This is a genomic window from Microbacterium sp. LWH11-1.2 (assembly GCF_038397745.1).
Lineage (GTDB): Bacteria > Actinomycetota > Actinomycetes > Actinomycetales > Microbacteriaceae > Microbacterium.
This window is the reverse complement of sequence record NZ_CP151636.1, coordinates 3,325,912-3,341,129: the sequence shown is the minus strand read 5'-3', so window position 1 is coordinate 3,341,129 and position 15,218 is coordinate 3,325,912. Positions and strand designations below refer to the sequence as shown.

Annotated in this window: 17 protein-coding genes; 11 read left to right on the top strand and 6 right to left on the bottom strand. The window is 70.2% G+C overall.

Translation table 11 applies throughout. The features are described from left to right. Window positions 1–18: 18 nt before the first annotated feature. On the bottom strand, window positions 19–195 hold the full coding sequence (locus tag MRBLWH11_RS16305; protein WP_165808049.1) for a DUF5302 domain-containing protein: 177 nt from the start codon (window positions 193–195) through the stop codon (window positions 19–21). Window positions 196–232: 37 nt separating this feature from the next. Beyond that, a complete protein-coding gene (locus MRBLWH11_RS16300; RefSeq protein ID WP_243408887.1) occupies window positions 233–817 on the bottom strand; it encodes a VTT domain-containing protein in 585 nt (194 codons plus the stop codon). A 139-nt stretch (window positions 818–956) separates the two neighbouring features. On the opposite strand from MRBLWH11_RS16300, the gene MRBLWH11_RS16295 reads away from it, so the two are divergent. Next, complete coding sequence (locus MRBLWH11_RS16295) at window positions 957–2,900, top strand: GDSL-type esterase/lipase family protein (RefSeq protein ID WP_341945575.1); 1,944 nt, start codon at window positions 957–959, stop codon at window positions 2,898–2,900. A gap of 24 nt (window positions 2,901–2,924) precedes the next feature. Here MRBLWH11_RS16295 and MRBLWH11_RS16290 read toward each other — a convergent pair whose 3' ends face one another. Further along, the gene (locus tag MRBLWH11_RS16290) at window positions 2,925–4,235 is read right to left on the bottom strand and encodes a UDP-glucose/GDP-mannose dehydrogenase family protein (RefSeq protein ID WP_341945574.1); all 1,311 of its coding nucleotides are present in this window, start codon (window positions 4,233–4,235) and stop codon (window positions 2,925–2,927) included. Between the two features lie 366 nt (window positions 4,236–4,601). Between MRBLWH11_RS16290 and MRBLWH11_RS16285 the strand changes: the two genes are divergently transcribed. From MRBLWH11_RS16285 to MRBLWH11_RS16265, 5 genes are all read left to right on the top strand, one after another. Continuing rightward, window positions 4,602–6,878, top strand: coding sequence for a polyribonucleotide nucleotidyltransferase (locus MRBLWH11_RS16285; protein ID WP_341945573.1), 2,277 nt, complete (start codon window positions 4,602–4,604; stop codon window positions 6,876–6,878). Window positions 6,879–7,095: 217 nt separating this feature from the next. After that, window positions 7,096–8,136, top strand: coding sequence for an aldo/keto reductase (locus MRBLWH11_RS16280; protein ID WP_116635186.1), 1,041 nt, complete (start codon window positions 7,096–7,098; stop codon window positions 8,134–8,136). A gap of 70 nt (window positions 8,137–8,206) precedes the next feature. Next, complete coding sequence (locus tag MRBLWH11_RS16275) at window positions 8,207–8,809, top strand: histidine phosphatase family protein (protein ID WP_116635185.1); 603 nt, start codon at window positions 8,207–8,209, stop codon at window positions 8,807–8,809. A gap of 52 nt (window positions 8,810–8,861) precedes the next feature. After that, the gene (gene dapB, locus MRBLWH11_RS16270; RefSeq protein WP_116635184.1) at window positions 8,862–9,602 is read left to right on the top strand and encodes a 4-hydroxy-tetrahydrodipicolinate reductase; all 741 of its coding nucleotides are present in this window, start codon (window positions 8,862–8,864) and stop codon (window positions 9,600–9,602) included. Further along, the gene (locus MRBLWH11_RS16265; protein ID WP_243408885.1) at window positions 9,599–10,036 is read left to right on the top strand and encodes a hypothetical protein; all 438 of its coding nucleotides are present in this window, start codon (window positions 9,599–9,601) and stop codon (window positions 10,034–10,036) included. Before dapB ends, MRBLWH11_RS16265 begins: the two co-directional genes overlap by 4 nt. A 25-nt stretch (window positions 10,037–10,061) precedes the next feature. On the opposite strand, the gene MRBLWH11_RS16260 is transcribed toward MRBLWH11_RS16265, so the two are convergent. From MRBLWH11_RS16260 to MRBLWH11_RS16250, 3 genes are all read right to left on the bottom strand, one after another. Then, on the bottom strand, window positions 10,062–10,487 hold the full coding sequence (locus MRBLWH11_RS16260) for an OsmC family peroxiredoxin (protein WP_116635182.1): 426 nt from the start codon (window positions 10,485–10,487) through the stop codon (window positions 10,062–10,064). An 85-nt stretch (window positions 10,488–10,572) separates the two neighbouring features. Beyond that, on the bottom strand, window positions 10,573–11,139 hold the full coding sequence (locus MRBLWH11_RS16255; protein WP_341945572.1) for a DUF4395 domain-containing protein: 567 nt from the start codon (window positions 11,137–11,139) through the stop codon (window positions 10,573–10,575). A 22-nt stretch (window positions 11,140–11,161) separates the two neighbouring features. Next, window positions 11,162–11,575, bottom strand: a complete 414-nt coding sequence (locus MRBLWH11_RS16250) for a thioredoxin family protein (protein WP_341945571.1) — start codon at window positions 11,573–11,575, stop codon at window positions 11,162–11,164. A 118-nt stretch (window positions 11,576–11,693) separates the two neighbouring features. Between MRBLWH11_RS16250 and MRBLWH11_RS16245 the strand changes: the two genes are divergently transcribed. The 5 genes from MRBLWH11_RS16245 to dapA are packed head-to-tail and all read left to right on the top strand — an operon-like array spanning window position 11,694 to window position 15,179. Next, entirely contained in the window at window positions 11,694–12,503 is an 810-nt protein-coding gene (locus tag MRBLWH11_RS16245; protein ID WP_341945570.1) for a thymidylate synthase, read from the top strand. Beyond that, window positions 12,500–12,976 carry a dihydrofolate reductase gene (locus MRBLWH11_RS16240; RefSeq protein ID WP_341945569.1) on the top strand — a complete coding sequence of 159 codons (477 nt, stop codon included), beginning with the start codon at window positions 12,500–12,502 and terminating at the stop codon, window positions 12,974–12,976. The genes MRBLWH11_RS16245 and MRBLWH11_RS16240 overlap by 4 nt, the downstream gene beginning before the upstream one ends. After that, entirely contained in the window at window positions 12,976–13,737 is a 762-nt protein-coding gene (locus MRBLWH11_RS16235; RefSeq protein WP_341945568.1) for an SDR family NAD(P)-dependent oxidoreductase, read from the top strand. Before MRBLWH11_RS16240 ends, MRBLWH11_RS16235 begins: the two co-directional genes overlap by 1 nt. A gap of 13 nt (window positions 13,738–13,750) precedes the next feature. Beyond that, window positions 13,751–14,173: an EF-Tu/IF-2/RF-3 family GTPase gene (locus MRBLWH11_RS16230; protein ID WP_341945567.1), complete on the top strand. Its 423-nt coding sequence runs from the start codon at window positions 13,751–13,753 to the stop codon at window positions 14,171–14,173. 28 nt (window positions 14,174–14,201) lie between these two features. Further along, window positions 14,202–15,179 (top strand): 4-hydroxy-tetrahydrodipicolinate synthase, encoded by a 978-nt coding sequence (gene dapA / locus MRBLWH11_RS16225; protein WP_116635175.1) that lies wholly within the window; start codon window positions 14,202–14,204, stop codon window positions 15,177–15,179. The last annotated feature ends 39 nt before the right edge of the window (window positions 15,180–15,218 follow it).

The window sequence follows — 15,218 nt, the reverse complement described above, 5'->3', positions numbered from 1 at the left end:
GCCCCCGCATCCGTGTGGTCAACCGCTCTTGCGTCGGAACTCGCGCCGCGTCTGCGGGGCGGCCGCGCCGTGCACGGCGGAATCGCCGTCGAGGTGCGACTCGCCCTGTCGGTGCTGCGCGTTCTTCTTCTCGAGCGCTTCCTTGAACTTGCGCTTCATCTCCTCGGAGGAGGTGGCGCCTTCTTCGGTGCTCATGCCCCGAGCCTAGAGCACGCTCGCCGTGAGGGGGAGGTCAGGGCCGGCTGCGGCGCAGGGCGAGGTCGATCAGGGCGCCGACGCCCACCGCCACCGCGATCGACACCGGCACCGCGACGAGAGGCCCTCCGGGGACGACGGCGGCGACGGCGGCTCCCACGGCCGCCTGGTAGGCGGCCCACGCGGTCGCGGCGATCGCGACGAGTGCGAGATAGCGCGGCGGGTGGATCCGCGATGCTCCGGCGACGAGGTTGATCGCGAGCCGCGCGAAGGGCACGAAGCGCGCTGTGAAGAGCACGGTGGCGGTGCCGCTCTCGAGGCGGCGCCCTGCCCACTCGAGCGCCTGCCGCACGCGCGGCGCCCGCATCCATCGCCAGCGGTCCGTGCCGACCAGCCGCCCGATCAGATAGCAGCACGCGTCACCGAGTGCGGCGGCACCGGCCGCGCACACGATCACCGCCCACAGCGCGGGGGCGCCGTTCGTGACCGCGAGCGCTCCGAGCGCCGTCACCGCGATCTCGCCGGGGACGACCACGAAGAAGGCGTCCCCGAGGACGAGGAGGCTCATCAGCATGAGGCTCCAGGGTCCGGTGAGCGATTCGGCGAGCACATCGGTCGGCACGGGCTCACTGTGCACGTCGACGGTGAACGGGAACCAAAGACCGGATAGCCGGTGACCTGCGATCCAGCATCCGGTGAACATCTGGTGGCGAGGGCCGATTCGGGGGAGCGCAGGGCCGCGGCGCCGTCATCCTGAGGATGTGAGAGTAGCGATCATCACGGAGTCCTTCCTTCCGCACATGAACGGCGTGACCGGATCGGTGCTGCAGATCCTGCGACACCTCGAGCGCCGGGGGCACGACGCGCATGTCATCGCCCCCGCCGCCGTCGGCATCCCGGAGACCGTGGACGGCGCGCGCATCGAGGCCATCCCGAGCCTCGCGCTGCCGGGCTATCGGAACGTCCGGGTCGGCACCTCGACGGCGCACCGCGTCGCGACCTCCCTTCGCCGATTCGAGCCGGACGTCGTCCATCTCGCCTCGCCCTTCGCGCTCGGGTGGCGCGGCGTGCTCGCGGCGGAACGGCTCGATACGGCATCCGTCGCCGCCTACCAGACCGACGTCGCCGCCTACACGGAGCGCTACGGCATCGCCGCGACCACGGGCATCGCCCAGACGCACATCGCCCGGCTCCACCGGCGCGCGACCCTGACGCTCGCCCCCTCGGCGGAGTCGGCCCAGCAGCTGGCCGCGCTCGGCATCGACCGCGTGCGCCGCTGGGGCCGCGGAGTGGATGCCGAGCGGTTCCAGCCCGCCCGCCGTGACGGCGCGCTGCGCGCCGGCTGGGGAGCGGACGTCGTGATCGGCTACGTGGGCAGGCTCGCACCGGAGAAGCAGGTCGAGGACCTCGCGGTGCTGCACGACCTGCCAGGGACGCGACTCGTGATCGTGGGCGAGGGGCCGAGCCGTTCCCGGTTGGAGAGCCTGCTGCCGGATGCCGTCTTCCTCGGACATCTCGACGGCGAAGCGCTCGCCGCGGCGATGGCCTCCTTCGACCTGTTCGTGCACCCGGGGGAGAGCGAGACGTTCGGGCAGACCCTGCAGGAGGCTCACGCGAGCGGAGTGCCGGTCATCGCGACCGGCCGTGGCGGTCCGCTCGACCTCGTGCGCATGGGCGTCGACGGCTGGCTCTACCGGCCGGGCGACCTCGCCGACCTGCGCATGCGCGTCGCCGATCTCGCGGGGGACGCCCGCAAGCGGCGTGCCTTCGGCGAAGCAGGACGCGACGCCGTGCAGGGGCGCAGCTGGACGAGTGTGTGCGACCAGCTGCTCGGACACTTCGAGGACGCGCGGACGCTGCATCGGGTGGATGCCGGTGCTCGCGCTCGCCGTGTGGTGCGCCCGGAGGTCGCCGCACCTGCCTCGCCGCGGAGATGGCGTCGCTACGTGGCCCTCGGCGACTCGCTCACCGAAGGGCTCTGCGATCCGGCTCCGGACGGGGCCCTGCGCGGCTGGGCCGACCGGCTCGCGCTGCTCCTCGCCGCGCGCGGCGGCCTGCACTATGCGAACCTCGCGATCCGCTCGAAGCGCGTCGGAGACGTCTGCGGCACGCAGCTGGAGCGGGCCCTGGAACTGCGGCCGGACCTCGTGTCGATCCTCGTCGGTGCGAACGACCTGGTGAAGCACCGCGCCGACGTCGCCGGCTTGGCGGTGCGCCTCGAGGAGGCGGTGGTCCGGCTCCGCGACATCGGTGCCGATGTGGTGCTGGTGACGCCTTTCCTGCCGGGGCGGCGCGCCGCATCCATCTACACGCGACGGTTCTCCGCCTTCGCGACCGCCCTCGCGGGGGTCGCCGCGCGCACGGGAGCGATCCTGATCGACACCGATCTGCATCCGTCGCTGCCGGACCGTCCGAACTGGGGCGAGGACCTCGTGCACCTGAGCAGCCGAGGACACCGCTTCCTCGCCTACCGCGCGGCGGAGGTGCTCGGCGTCCCGGATGCCGACGCGCTCGGCGCACTCGACGCGGCGCTGCACGAGAACGAGACGATCGGCGCGGGCGTGTGGTGGCGACGGCACGCCCTGCCCTGGGTCTGGCGCCGCCTGCACGGCCGCGCCGCCGGTGACGGCCGCTCGGCGAAGCACGACGACTATGTGTATCTCGGCCGGTCCGCGGCCGTGCGCGGAGTGCTCTCCGACCGTTGAGTGCGCGCCGCGAGGCGAGACGCCTCAGCGCCGACCCATGCCGTGGTACTGCCAGCCGGCAGAGCGCCACGCTGCGGCATCGAGGCAGTTGCGCCCGTCGATGACGATCCGTCCGCGGACGAGGCCGCCGGCGTGCGCGGGGGAGAGGTCGCGGCGGTACTCGTCCCACTCGGTGACGATCACGACCGCGTCGGCCTCGCGCAGCGCGTCGTCGCGCTCCCTCGCGTAGCCGAGCTGGGGATGCGCGGCCTGCGCGTTGTCGATCGCCGCCGGGTCGGTCACCACGACATCGGCGCCGAGCCCGCGCAGGCGCACGGCGACGTCGAGGGCCGGCGAGTCGCGGATGTCATCGCTGAACGGCTTGAAGGCCGCGCCCAGCACCGCGATCCGTCGACCGAAGACGAGGCCGCCGAGCGCGTCGACGACGAGCTGCACGGCCCGGTCGCGTCGCCGCAGGTTGATGGCGTCGACCTCGCGGAGGAATCCCACGGCCTCGCCGCGCCCGAGCTCCTCCGCTCTGGCGGCGAAGGCGCGGATGTCCTTGGGGAGACAGCCGCCGCCGAAGCCGATGCCCGAGCCGAGGTAGCGCCGCCCGATGCGGCCGTCATGCCCGAGAGCGTCGGCGAGGAGGGTGACGTCGGCGCCGGCCGCCTCGGCGATCTCGGCCATCGCGTTGATGAACGAGATCTTCGTGGCGAGGAAGGCGTTCGCCGCGCCCTTGACGAGCTCGGCGGTGGCCAGATCGGTCACCAGGAACGGCGTGCCCGACGCGATCGCGTCCGCGTAGGCCTCGCGGAGCACGTCGACCGCCCGAGAGCCGTCGGCGTCCGGGGCGGCGCCGACCACGAGCCGGTCCGGGGTGAGCGTGTCGTGGACGGCCCAGCCTTCGCGGAGGAACTCCGGATTCCAGACGAGGGCGGCCCCTGTGCGCGTCAGTCGCTCGGCCAGTCGCGCCGCGGTGCCGACCGGGACCGTCGACTTCCCCGCGACGACGTCCCCGGCGCGGAGGTGGGGGAGCAGGCTCTCCACGGCCGCGTCGACGTATCGGAGGTCCGCCGCGTGTCCTCCCGCCGTCTGGGGCGTGCCGACCGCGAGGAAGTGCACGTCCGCACCCGCGGCATCCGCCATGTCGCTGCTGAAGCGCAGCCGTCCGGATGCCAGGCCGTCCGAGAGCAGCTCGGTGAGCCGAGGCTCGAAGAACGGCGCCGTCCCCGCGGCCAGTGCGGCGACCTTCCCCTCGTCGACGTCGATGCCGACGACATCGTGTCCGATCGAGGCCATGGCGGCGGCATGCACGGCACCGAGGTAGCCGCAGCCGATCACTGACATGCGCATCGCCCCAGCACAGCGGATGCCGCCCACGCCCCGGCATCCGTGCGGTGAACGCCTCATGGCCGGGACGTGTCCGATCCGCCGAGCGGCTCCAGGCGCGGGATTCCGAGGGCCCCGCTGGTAGGGTGGACGGGATCGATCTGTGTCGATCGCACAATTTCATATCGACTCATGGAGCGAGCGGCGGAGAAGCTGGTCCCCTGTGGTGGGTTCCTCGGCACGAAGATGTCGGGTGGCTTTCTACTGGTGGCCAGCGCAGGCGATGTTCGCGGGAGTGCCCGCGCGCCCGAACCCTGCTGTTTCCGCTCCTCTTGAATGCGCTCGCGCGTCATACGGATTCGCGAGTCTAAACAAAGAAGGAGAGACCTCTTGGAAGGTCCTGAAATCACCGCCACCGAGGCCGTTCTCGACAACGGCCGCTTCGGCACCCGCACCATCCGCTTCGAGACCGGCCGCCTCGCGCAGCAGGCTCAGGGCGCAGTCGCCGCGTACCTCGACGGCGAGACCATGCTCCTCTCGGCCACCAGCGCAGGCAAGAACCCGCGCGAGGGCTTCGACTTCTTCCCGCTGACGGTCGACGTCGAGGAGCGCTCCTACGCCGCGGGCAAGATCCCCGGCTCGTTCTTCCGTCGCGAGGGCCGCCCCTCCACCGAGGCGATCCTCGTCTGCCGTCTGATCGACCGTCCGCTGCGTCCGTCGTTCGTCGACGGTCTGCGCAACGAGGTCCAGATCGTCATCACCGTGCTGTCGATCGCTCCCGGCGAGTTCTACGACGCTCTCGCCATCAACGCCGCGTCCGCGTCGACGCAGATCTCGGGTCTGCCGTTCTCGGGCCCGGTCGCCGGTGTGCGTCTCGCGTTCATCCCCGGCCACGGCGAGCACGCCGACCAGTGGGTCGCGTTCCCGACCGCCGAGCAGGTGGGCGAGGCCGTCTTCGACCTGATCGTCGCCGGTCGCGTCGTCACCAAGGCCGATGGCACGGAAGACGTCGCCATCATGATGGTCGAGGCCGAGGCCACCGAGGGCAGCTGGAACCTCATCAAGGCCGGCGCCACCAAGCCGAACGAGGAGATCGTGGCCCAGGGTCTCGAGGCCTCGAAGCCGTTCATCGCCCAGCTCGTCAAGGCTCAGGCCGAGCTCGCGGCGACCGCGTCGAAGGAGCCGGGCGTGTACCCGGTCTTCCCGGCGTACAGCCAGGAGGTCTACGACTTCGTCGCCGGCCGCTCCTACGACGAGCTCGTCGGCGTGTACCAGATCGCCGACAAGACCGAGCGTCAGACGGCGGACGACGCGATCAAGGATCGCGTCAAGGCCGAGCTCATCGAGGCCACCGAGTCGGGATCGCTCCCGGCTGCGGCCCCGCTCGAGTTCTCCGCGGCGTACAAGTCGGTCACGAAGAAGATCGTGCGCGGTCGCATCCTCACCGAAGGTGCTCGCATCGACGGTCGCGGCCTGGCGGACATCCGTCCGCTCGACGCCGAGGTGCAGGTCATCCCGCGCGTCCACGGCTCCGCGATCTTCCAGCGCGGCGAGACCCAGATCATGGGTGTCACCACGCTGAACATGCTCAAGATGGAGCAGCAGATCGACTCTCTGTCGCCCACGACGAGCAAGCGCTACATGCACCACTACAACTTCCCGCCCTACTCGACCGGCGAGACCGGCCGGGTCGGTTCGCCGAAGCGTCGCGAGATCGGGCACGGCTTCCTGGCCGAGCGCGCGCTCGTGCCGGTGCTGCCGAGCCGCGAGGAGTTCCCGTACGCGATCCGTCAGGTGTCCGAGGCGCTGAGCTCCAACGGCTCGACCTCGATGGGCTCCGTCTGCGCCTCGACCCTGTCGCTGCTGAACGCGGGTGTGCCGCTGCGCGCCGCCGTCGCCGGCATCGCGATGGGCCTCGTCTCCGACGAGGTCGACGGTGAGACGCGCTACGCCGCGCTGACCGACATCCTGGGGGCCGAGGACGCTCTCGGCGACATGGACTTCAAGGTCGCCGGAACGAGCGAGTTCGTCACGGCGATCCAGCTCGACACGAAGCTCGACGGCATCCCGTCGTCGGTGCTCGCCGGCGCGCTGACCCAGGCTCGCGAGGCTCGTCTGACGATCCTCAACGTCCTGAACGCCGCGATCGACGCTCCCGACGAGATGGCGCCGACCGCGCCGCGCGTCATCAGCGTGCAGATCCCGGTCGACAAGATCGGCGAGCTGATCGGCCCGAAGGGCAAGACGATCAACGCGATCCAGGACGAGACCGGCGCGCAGATCTCCATCGAGGAGGACGGCACCGTCTACATCGGCGCGACCGACGGCCCCTCGGCCGAGGCCGCTCGTGCGCAGGTCAACGCGATCGCCAACCCGACCAACCCCGAGATCGGCGAGCAGTTCCTCGGAACCGTCGTGAAGATCGCCACCTTCGGCGCCTTCGTCTCGCTGCTCCCGGGCAAGGACGGCCTGCTCCACGTCACCGAGGTGCGCAAGCTCGCCGGTGGCAAGCGCGTCGAGAACGTCGACGACGTCCTCTCGGTCGGCCAGAAGATCCTCGTGAAGATCACGAAGATCGACGACCGCGGCAAGCTGTCGCTCGAGCCCGTGCTCGACGACGCACCTGCCGCCGAGGCCACGCCCGCCGAGGACGCAGCCGCCGAGTAAGCTCCACGCTCGAACCGGAACCCGGGTCCATCCGCACAGGATGGGCTCGGGTTCCGTCGTCTGCGGCGTGACCAAACCGTTATCGGAAGTTTTCGCGCCGTTCCCTGGATTGGTCGGGACGTTCGCCGAAGTCCCTTACCCTCGAAGTACGCACCGGGGGGTGCACCACAGGCAGTGACGGAGATCGGAACGCATCGATCGACGCGGGGGTGAGAGTATGCGGTTGTTCAGCGTAGGCGCGGGAGCGTCGGACGAGCGAGCCCAGAGGGGCACGGAACCCGCCTCCATCGAGCATCCCTCCGCACCGATCCCGATCGTCGGACCCGGCGTGGGGGAGACGGTGCGGATGCCGCTCGGCGAGACCGGCTTCGACACGTTCCCGCTCATGCTGGGAGCCGCGGAGTTCGGCTGGAACGTCGACCTCGAGACGAGCCACGGCATCCTCGACCGCTACGTGGAGTTCGGCGGCAACGCGATCCACACGGCCGACGGCTTCTCCGGCGGTCGGAGCGAGCACATCCTCGGTCAGTGGCTGCGGTCGCGCGGACAGCGCGATCGGGCGATCCTGAGCGTGCGCATCGGAGCACATGCCGACAACCCCGGTCTCGGCTCCGTGAACCTCGTCCGCGCCGTCGAGGGGTCGCTCACGCGGCTCGGCGTCGACCGCATCGATGTGCTCTACCTCGACGCGACCCTCGACAGGACGACGAACGTCGAAGACACTCTCGCGACGGTCGAATGGCTCAAGGACGCGGGCAAGATCGGTGCCGTCGGCGCATTCGGCTTCGCACCGGAGAAGCTCGTGGAGGCGCGGATCCTGGCGTCGGCCGGCTACCCGCGCATCGAGGTGATCGACGCGCCGTACAACCTGCTCCGTCGGCAGCCGTTCGAAGGCGACCTCCGCCTCGTCGCCGGGGCGCAGAACCTCGCCGTCACGCCCTCGCACGCGCTCGAGCACGGCTTCCTGTCCGGTCGTCATCGGAGCAAGGCGCTGACGTCGCAGGGCGTCCGCGGCGAGCAGTTGCGCGGTCATCTCAACCGTCGGGGGATCAAGATCCTCCGCGCGCTGGATCAGGTGGCCACGGAACTCGCGGTCCCGGTGGCCGCGGTCTCGATCGCCTGGCTGCTGGCCCAGCGCACGGTCGCCGCCCCGATCGTGAACACCTTCGCGACCGAGCACGTCGACGAGCTCATGCAGGGCGCGGGGGTCACGCTCTCGCGTGCCCAGGTCGCCGAGCTCACGCGCGCCGGCAACTGAGCATCGTCCCACCCGTGACATAGGGTGGAAGGGAGGTCCGGCGGATGCTGGCGATGAAGCGAGCGAGTTTGTGACGCACTACATATATCTGGTCAGACATGGTGAACATCAGGATGCCGAGCACGGCCTCGCCGACGGTCCCCTGTCGCCGCGCGGGCAGCGGCAGGCCGAGCTGATCGCCGACCGGCTGTCCGGTCTGCCGCTCGACGCCGTCTGGCATTCGCCGCTGCTGCGGGCCAACGAGACCGCCCGTGCGATCGCCGGTCGGCTCCCGTCCGTCGATCCCGAACCGACCGCGCTGCTCTTCGACTGCGTCCCCACCGGGATGACGGAGGAGACGCCTGCCGCGTTCGAGCCGTTCTTCGGGTCGATCTCCGACGCGGAGATCGATGCCGGTCGCGCGCAGATGGCGGATGCCGTCAACGAGTTCCTGATGCGCAAGAACGGCGAGGTGCACGAGGTCCTCATCACGCACAACTTCGTGATCTCCTGGTTCGTCCGCGAGGTGCTCGGTGCACCGGAATGGCGCTGGATGACACTCAACCAGGCGCACTGCGGACTGACGATCATCGCGCAGAAGCAGGGGCGACCGTGGACGCTGCTCAACCACAACGACACCGGACACCTGCCGTTCGAGCTGCGGACGGGCATCCCGGACCCGATGCCCGTCTGACGCCCCGCGCGCCCCGGCCGGAAGGCGTCCGCCCGCTCCTTAGACTGGACGCATGACCTCGCAGGTAGCACTCGTCGGCGGAACCGGGAAGCTCGGGAAGATCATCCACGCGGTGATCGATGATCTCGAGGGCTTCGAGGTGAGCCGTGTGCTGACCTCGTCGAGCGATCTCTCCGAGTTGGAGGGTGCCGACCTCGTCGTGGACGCGTCGACGCCTCAGATCAGCATCGACGTCGTGCGTTCCGCCGTCGAGCGCGGCATCAACGTGCTCGTGGCGACGTCGGGGTGGTCGGCGGAGCGGATCGCGCTCGTGCGGCCGCTCGTCGAGGCGGCCGGCACCGGCGTGGTCTTCATCCCGAACTTCTCCCTCGGCTCTGTCCTCGGCTCGGCCCTCGCCGCGGCCGCGGCCCCGTTCTTCGGCTCGGCCGAGATCATCGAGGCGCATCAGGAGACCAAGATCGATTCGCCCAGCGGCACGGCGGTGCGCACCGCCGAGCTCATCGCCGCTGCTCGCGCCGAGCAGGGACCGGTGAGCGCCCCGCACGCGGATCAGCGCGCCCGGGGTCAGCAGGTCGGCAGCGTGCCGATCCACTCGCTGCGTCGCCCCGGTGTGGTGGCCAAGCAGGAGGTCATCCTCTCGGGCCCCGGCGAGTCCCTCACGTTCACGCACGACACGGTCGATCCCGCGCTCGCATACGCCCCCGGCATCCGGCTCGCCGTGCCGTTCGCCCGCGAGGCGAAGGGCGTGGTCGTGGGGTTGGAGCACATGATCGACATCGGCATCCGCGCATGATGTCGCGGATCGGCGTCGGGCTCATGGCCGCGGCCCTGCTCGTCTACCTGGCGGTCGCGATCTGGCTCGCCGTGATGTTCATCTCGGTCGGCTCGCCGATCTCGATCGGGATGGGCATCACGCTGCTCGTGCTCGCCCCGATCGGCGCCTGGGCGCTCATCCGCGAGATGCAGTTCGGCTTCGCCGCCGATCGACTGGGGCGCACGCTGGACGCCGAAGGGGGGATGCCTCCCGTGGAGACCGAGCTGACCCCGAGCGGACGGATCGCCCGCGCGGACGCCGATCCGCTGATCGCGCGCTATGCGGCCGCCTCCGAGGCCGCGACGGACGATTGGCGTGCCCGCTATCGGCTGGGCGTCGTCCAGGATGCGGCCGGGAGGCGGAAAGACGCCAGGGCCAGCATCCGCGAGGCGATCCGCCTCGCTCGACGCTGACCCCGACGACGAGCGGGTACCGGCCTCAGGCCAGCGTGGCCTCGAGGGTGATCTCGATGCCGGCGAGCGCCTGAGACACGGGGCAGCCGACCTTGGCCTCGGCGGCGATCTCCTGGAACCTCTCCGGCGACAGACCCGGGACGACCGCGTTCACGTTGAGGTGGCTGCCGGTGATCCCGACGCCCGGCTTGAACGTCACGGACGCGCTGGTGTTGACCTTCTCCGGCGGGGTCCCGTTCTCGGCGAGGGCGTGCGAGAGCGCCATGCTGAAGCAGGACGAGTGCGCCGCGGCGATGAGCTCCTCCGGGGTCGTGGTCGTGTCGCTGCCCTCGCTGCGGGCCTTCCAGTTGATCGGGAAGGTGCCGAGGTTCGATGAAGAGAACGCGACGGTGCCCGACCCTTCCATGAGCGATCCGGTCCACGTGCTGGCGGCTTCGCTGGTGACGGGCATGATTCCTCCGGTTCTCGCGCCCCGCTCGGTGTGCGGAATGCGTCGCGGCCAGCCTATCGACCGGGCCGACCGGACGGAACAGGGATCAGGCGGTCGACGCCGCCCGACCGATGATGCCGGCGCGCTGCAGCAGCAGGTACAGCTGGCAGCCGAGGCAGAACGCGAAGGCGGCGTTCAGGAACGCCGCGATGAAGGCCGCCGCTGTGGCGATCGGGAGCGCCCAGGGTACGCCGATCAGATGCAGGATCAGGCCGATGCCGACGACGAAGAGTCCCACGCCCTGCGAGAACCGCGGCGGTCGAGGGTCCTCGAGCTCGGCCGGCGGCGCGAGGCGGGGGCGCACGAGGCGGCGGAACAGCACGCCCCACGGGGCGGTCGCCGGGGAGACGACGCTCCAGAGGAACAGGAGGGCGATGACGACGGTGACGAGGAAGCCAGGGTCGAGGGCGCGCTGGGCGAGCGATGCCGATGCGATCGCCCAGGTGCCGGGGACGAAGGTCGCGTCCGCCAGGGGCTGATAGGCGAACCAGCCGGTCGCCTGCGCCGTCGAGATGCCGATCAGCGCCAGGAACGTCGCGACCAGGAGGAGCACGGCCGTGATCGTGGCGGCGAAGCGCGGGCCGCGCGGATCGATGCCTGCGGGAGATGTCATGGGTGCTCCAGTCTTCGGGGCCTCAGACGGAGGCGACGGCTTCGGTGAGGGCGTGACGATGCGGGACGCCGTGGAATCGCGCGCGGACGGCGCCGGAGGTGTCGATCACGAACGTCGTGGGGGTCTGCAGCACCTTGTACCGGGCCGAGAGGTCCGGTCGGTGGGTCAGATCGATCTCGACGTGGCTCAGCCCGTCGTGGTCGGAGGCGTAGGCATGCAGGATCCGCCGGACCTGGGGGCACCGCGCGCACATCTCGGTGCTGAACTGCACGAGCGTCGCGCGGGAGCCGAACTCGGCGGATGCTGCATCCGCCCGGTCGAAACGGAGCGCGCCGGCATCCAGCCTGCGTCCGTCACGGCGGCGCAGGGTCACTCCGATGATCGTGGCGAGCACCAGGAGTGCTGCCGCGATCCCTCCCGCGAGTGCTGGCGACATGCGTCGAGAGTACGTCGCCCCGAGGGGGTCGAGGGCCGATGTTTCCGACCGTGACGATCGGCGCGCGAGCGGGACGGCGTCCGCCCGCGGCCGACGGTCGACGGGTATCGTGGCTGTCATGAGCGCAGCCGTCCCGACACCCTACGAAGACCTGCTCCGCGACGTGCTGGAGAGCGGCACGCACAAGTCGGATCGCACGGGCACGGGGACCACGAGCGTCTTCGGGCGGCAGATCCGCTTCGACCTCTCCCAGGGCTTCCCGCTGATCACCACGAAGCGGGTGCATTTCAAGTCGATCGCGTACGAGCTCCTCTGGTTCCTGCGCGGTGATTCCAACGTGCGGTGGCTGCAGGAGAACGGCGTCACCATCTGGGACGAATGGGCCGACGAGACGGGCGATCTCGGGCCGGTGTACGGGGTGCAGTGGCGCTCGTGGCCGACGCCCGCCGGCGAGAGCATCGACCAGCTCTCCCAGGTGATCGAGCAGATCCGCCAGACTCCGGACTCGCGCCGCCTCATCGTGTCCGCCTGGAACCCCGCCGACATCCCCGACATGGCGCTCGCGCCCTGCCATGCGCTCTTCCAGTTCTACGTCGCCGACGGCAAGCTGTCCTGCCAGCTGTACCAGCGCAGCGCCGACATGTTCCTCGGGGTGCCGTTCAACATCGCCTCGTACGCGCTGCTCACGATGATGATCGCCCAGCAGGTCGGTCTCGAGCCGGGCGACTTCGTCTGGACGGGCGGCGACTGCCACATCTACGACAACCACCTCGAGCAGGTGCGCGAGCAGCTCACGCGCGAGCCGTTCGCCTACCCGACGCTCCGGTTCGCCCGCACCCCGGAGTCGATCCTCGACTACCGCTACGAGGACTTCGTCGTGGAGGACTACCAGCACCACGCCCCGATCCGCGCGGCGGTGGCGGTATGACCTGGGTGGGTCTGATCTGGGCGGAGGCTCAGGGCGGCGTGATCGGCGCCGAGGGCGGAATGCCCTGGCATGTGCCCGAGGACCTCGCGCACTTCAAGGAGGTCACGCTCGGCGCTCCGGTCGTGATGGGGCGCAAGACCTGGGATTCCCTTCCGGAACGGTTCCGACCGCTGGAGGGCCGGGAGAACATCGTGATCACCCGCCAGCAGGACTGGGCTGCCGAGGGCGCGCATCGTGCGGCGAACGTCGCGGAGTCCGTGCGCGGCAAGGACAAGGTGTGGATCATCGGCGGGGCGGAGATCTTCCGTCTCGTCATCGCGGATGCCGACCGTCTCGAAGTGACCGAGCTCGATCTCGTCGTCGACGGTGACGCGTACGCCCCCTCCAAGGCCGGGTGGCGTCTGGTCGACGAGGGGGAGTGGCAGACCTCGCGCACGGGCGTGCGGTACCGCTTCCTCGGATACGAGCGCTGATGCCCACTGCGCTGATCACCGGGGCCAGCGCCGGACTCGGCGCCGAGTTCGCCCGCCAGCTCGCCCGCCGTCGCGCGGACCTGATCCTCGTCGCACGGTCCAAGGATGCGCTGGACGCCCTGGCCGCCGACCTGCGGAGCGCGCACGGTGTCGCCGTCGAGGTGCTCGTCGCGGATCTCGCCGAAGATGAAGGCGTCGCGAAGGTCGCCGACCGGCTCCGGAATGCCGCCGACCCGGTCGACCTCCTCGTGAACAACGCCGGCTTCGGGCTGCCGCTGCAGTTCGCCGACAACGACATCGACGACGAAGTCCGCCACTTGCGCGTGCACGTCGAGGCCTCGATGCGGCTGATGCACGCGGCACTGCAGACGATGCGGGGTCGCGGCGGACGCATCATCAACGTCGCCTCGGTGGCCGGATTCATCTCCCGCTCCACGTACTCCGCCTGCAAGTCCTGGTTGATCGGCTTCAGCCGCTGGGCGAATGCCGAGTACGCCCGAGACGGCGTCACCGTCACAGCGGTCTGCCCCGGATTCACCCACACCACGTTCCATGAGCGCATGGGGCTCGCGGTGGGCCAGGAGGGTGTTCCCGCCTTCATGTGGCTCGATGCCCGCGACGTCGTGCGGGCAGGGCTGCGGGATGCCGCGCTCGGGCGCTCCGTGTCCATCCCCTCGCTGCGCTACAAGGCGATCGTGGCGCTGGCGAGCATCCTCCCGAGCGCGCTCACGTCCGGCGTCGCCCGCCGCGGTCGCGTCTGAACGGGAGTCCGGCATGGGATGGTTCCGCAGGCGGAGACACGATCCGCAGGATGCGAACGAGATCCTGCGGCGGTACAACGAGGCGGAGGCGGTGCGCCTGGCCGCTCTCGCGAACGGCGGAACGGCCACGCGGGAGCAATCCGCTTTCATCAGCGCAGGCGCCGGTGCAGCCGAGCTCGCCGTCGAGGACGTCTTCACGATCACGGGCCGCGGCCAGGTCGCGACCGGCACCGTCACGACGGGGACGATCAGGGTCGGCGACGCCGTCGTCGTGCTCCGCGAAGGGGCTCCGGTGGCCGACACGGAGATCACCGGCATCGAGATGTTCCGCAAGCGCGCGGACGCGGCATCCGCCGGCACCATGATCGGGGTGCTGCTGCGCGGCAAGACCGACGTGGCTCGTGGTGACGTCATCCGGGTCGGCTCGTCTGGGTGAGCGGCATCCGAACCGATACGCTGGTGGCATGACGCACTCGGGCAACCCCTTCGGACAGGTTCTCGTCGCGCTCGTCACTCCGATGACGGCCGACGGTGAAGTCGATTGGCCCGCCGTCGAGAAGCACATCGATGACGTGATCACCGCGGGTGCGGACGGCATCGTCGTGACGGGAACGACCGGCGAGACCTCGACCCTCACGGACCCCGAGAAGCTCAAGCTCGTCGAGGTCGGGAAGTCGGTCGCCGCCGGCCGCGCGAAGATCATCACGGGTGGCGGCTCGAACGAGACCGCGCACGCGATCGAGCTGTACAAGGCCAGCGAGAAGGCCGGCGCCGACGGCATCATGATCGTCACGCCCTACTACAACAAGCCGACGCAGGCGGGCATCCTCACGCACTTCCGGCTGGTCGCGGATGCGACCGATCTGCCGGTGATCCTCTACGACATCCCCGGCCGCACCGGCGTGCCGATCAAGTACGAGACGATCCTGCGCCTGGCGAAGCACCCCAACATCCTCGCGGTGAAAGACGCCAAGGGTGACTTCTCCGAGGTGAGCCGCGTGCTCAACCAGACCGACCTGATGTACTTCTCCGGCGACGACGCGAACGTCCTTCCGCACCTCGCGATCGGTGCGACCGGCCTCATCGGCGTGACGGCCAACGTCGCGGCCGCTCCGTACCGCACCATCATCGATGCGGTGAACGCCGGCGATCTGGCCACGGCGACGGCGGAGCACAAGCGCCTCGAGCCGCTGGTGCGCGCGGTGATGACCCACGTGCCAGGCACCGTCGCGGCCAAGTACATCCTGCACGGCCTCGGTCGCATCTCGAGCCCTCGGGTGCGTCTGCCCCTCGTCGGCCCGGAGGAATGGGAGGCCGCGCTCATCGAAGACGAGCTCGACCTCGTCCAGGACGTGCCCGGTGCCGATTTCTCGAACTTCCGACCCGACCGCAATGCGGCTGCGGGTGGTGCCCTGCCGAAGGTGCACGGCACGACGCGCTGAGCCGCGTCGCCATGAACGAACGGACGCGCACAGTGTCCG

What these genes read in the sequence shown, in the direction of transcription:
- MRBLWH11_RS16305 (WP_165808049.1), bottom strand. Translation starts at nt 195, where the DNA reads ATGAGCACCGAAGAAGGCGCCACCTCCTCCGAGGAGATGAAGCGCAAG.
- MRBLWH11_RS16290 (WP_341945574.1), bottom strand. Translation starts at nt 4,235, where the DNA reads ATGCGCATGTCAGTGATCGGCTGCGGCTACCTCGGTGCCGTGCATGCC.
- MRBLWH11_RS16280 (WP_116635186.1), top strand. Translation starts at nt 7,096, where the DNA reads ATGCGGTTGTTCAGCGTAGGCGCGGGAGCGTCGGACGAGCGAGCCCAG.
- dapB (WP_116635184.1), top strand. Translation starts at nt 8,862, where the DNA reads ATGACCTCGCAGGTAGCACTCGTCGGCGGAACCGGGAAGCTCGGGAAG.
- MRBLWH11_RS16265 (WP_243408885.1), top strand. Translation starts at nt 9,599, where the DNA reads ATGATGTCGCGGATCGGCGTCGGGCTCATGGCCGCGGCCCTGCTCGTC.
- MRBLWH11_RS16260 (WP_116635182.1), bottom strand. Translation starts at nt 10,487, where the DNA reads ATGCCCGTCACCAGCGAAGCCGCCAGCACGTGGACCGGATCGCTCATG.
- MRBLWH11_RS16255 (WP_341945572.1), bottom strand. Translation starts at nt 11,139, where the DNA reads ATGACATCTCCCGCAGGCATCGATCCGCGCGGCCCGCGCTTCGCCGCC.
- MRBLWH11_RS16250 (WP_341945571.1), bottom strand. Translation starts at nt 11,575, where the DNA reads ATGTCGCCAGCACTCGCGGGAGGGATCGCGGCAGCACTCCTGGTGCTC.
- MRBLWH11_RS16245 (WP_341945570.1), top strand. Translation starts at nt 11,694, where the DNA reads ATGAGCGCAGCCGTCCCGACACCCTACGAAGACCTGCTCCGCGACGTG.
- MRBLWH11_RS16240 (WP_341945569.1), top strand. Translation starts at nt 12,500, where the DNA reads ATGACCTGGGTGGGTCTGATCTGGGCGGAGGCTCAGGGCGGCGTGATC.
- MRBLWH11_RS16235 (WP_341945568.1), top strand. Translation starts at nt 12,976, where the DNA reads ATGCCCACTGCGCTGATCACCGGGGCCAGCGCCGGACTCGGCGCCGAG.
- MRBLWH11_RS16230 (WP_341945567.1), top strand. Translation starts at nt 13,751, where the DNA reads ATGGGATGGTTCCGCAGGCGGAGACACGATCCGCAGGATGCGAACGAG.
- dapA (WP_116635175.1), top strand. Translation starts at nt 14,202, where the DNA reads ATGACGCACTCGGGCAACCCCTTCGGACAGGTTCTCGTCGCGCTCGTC.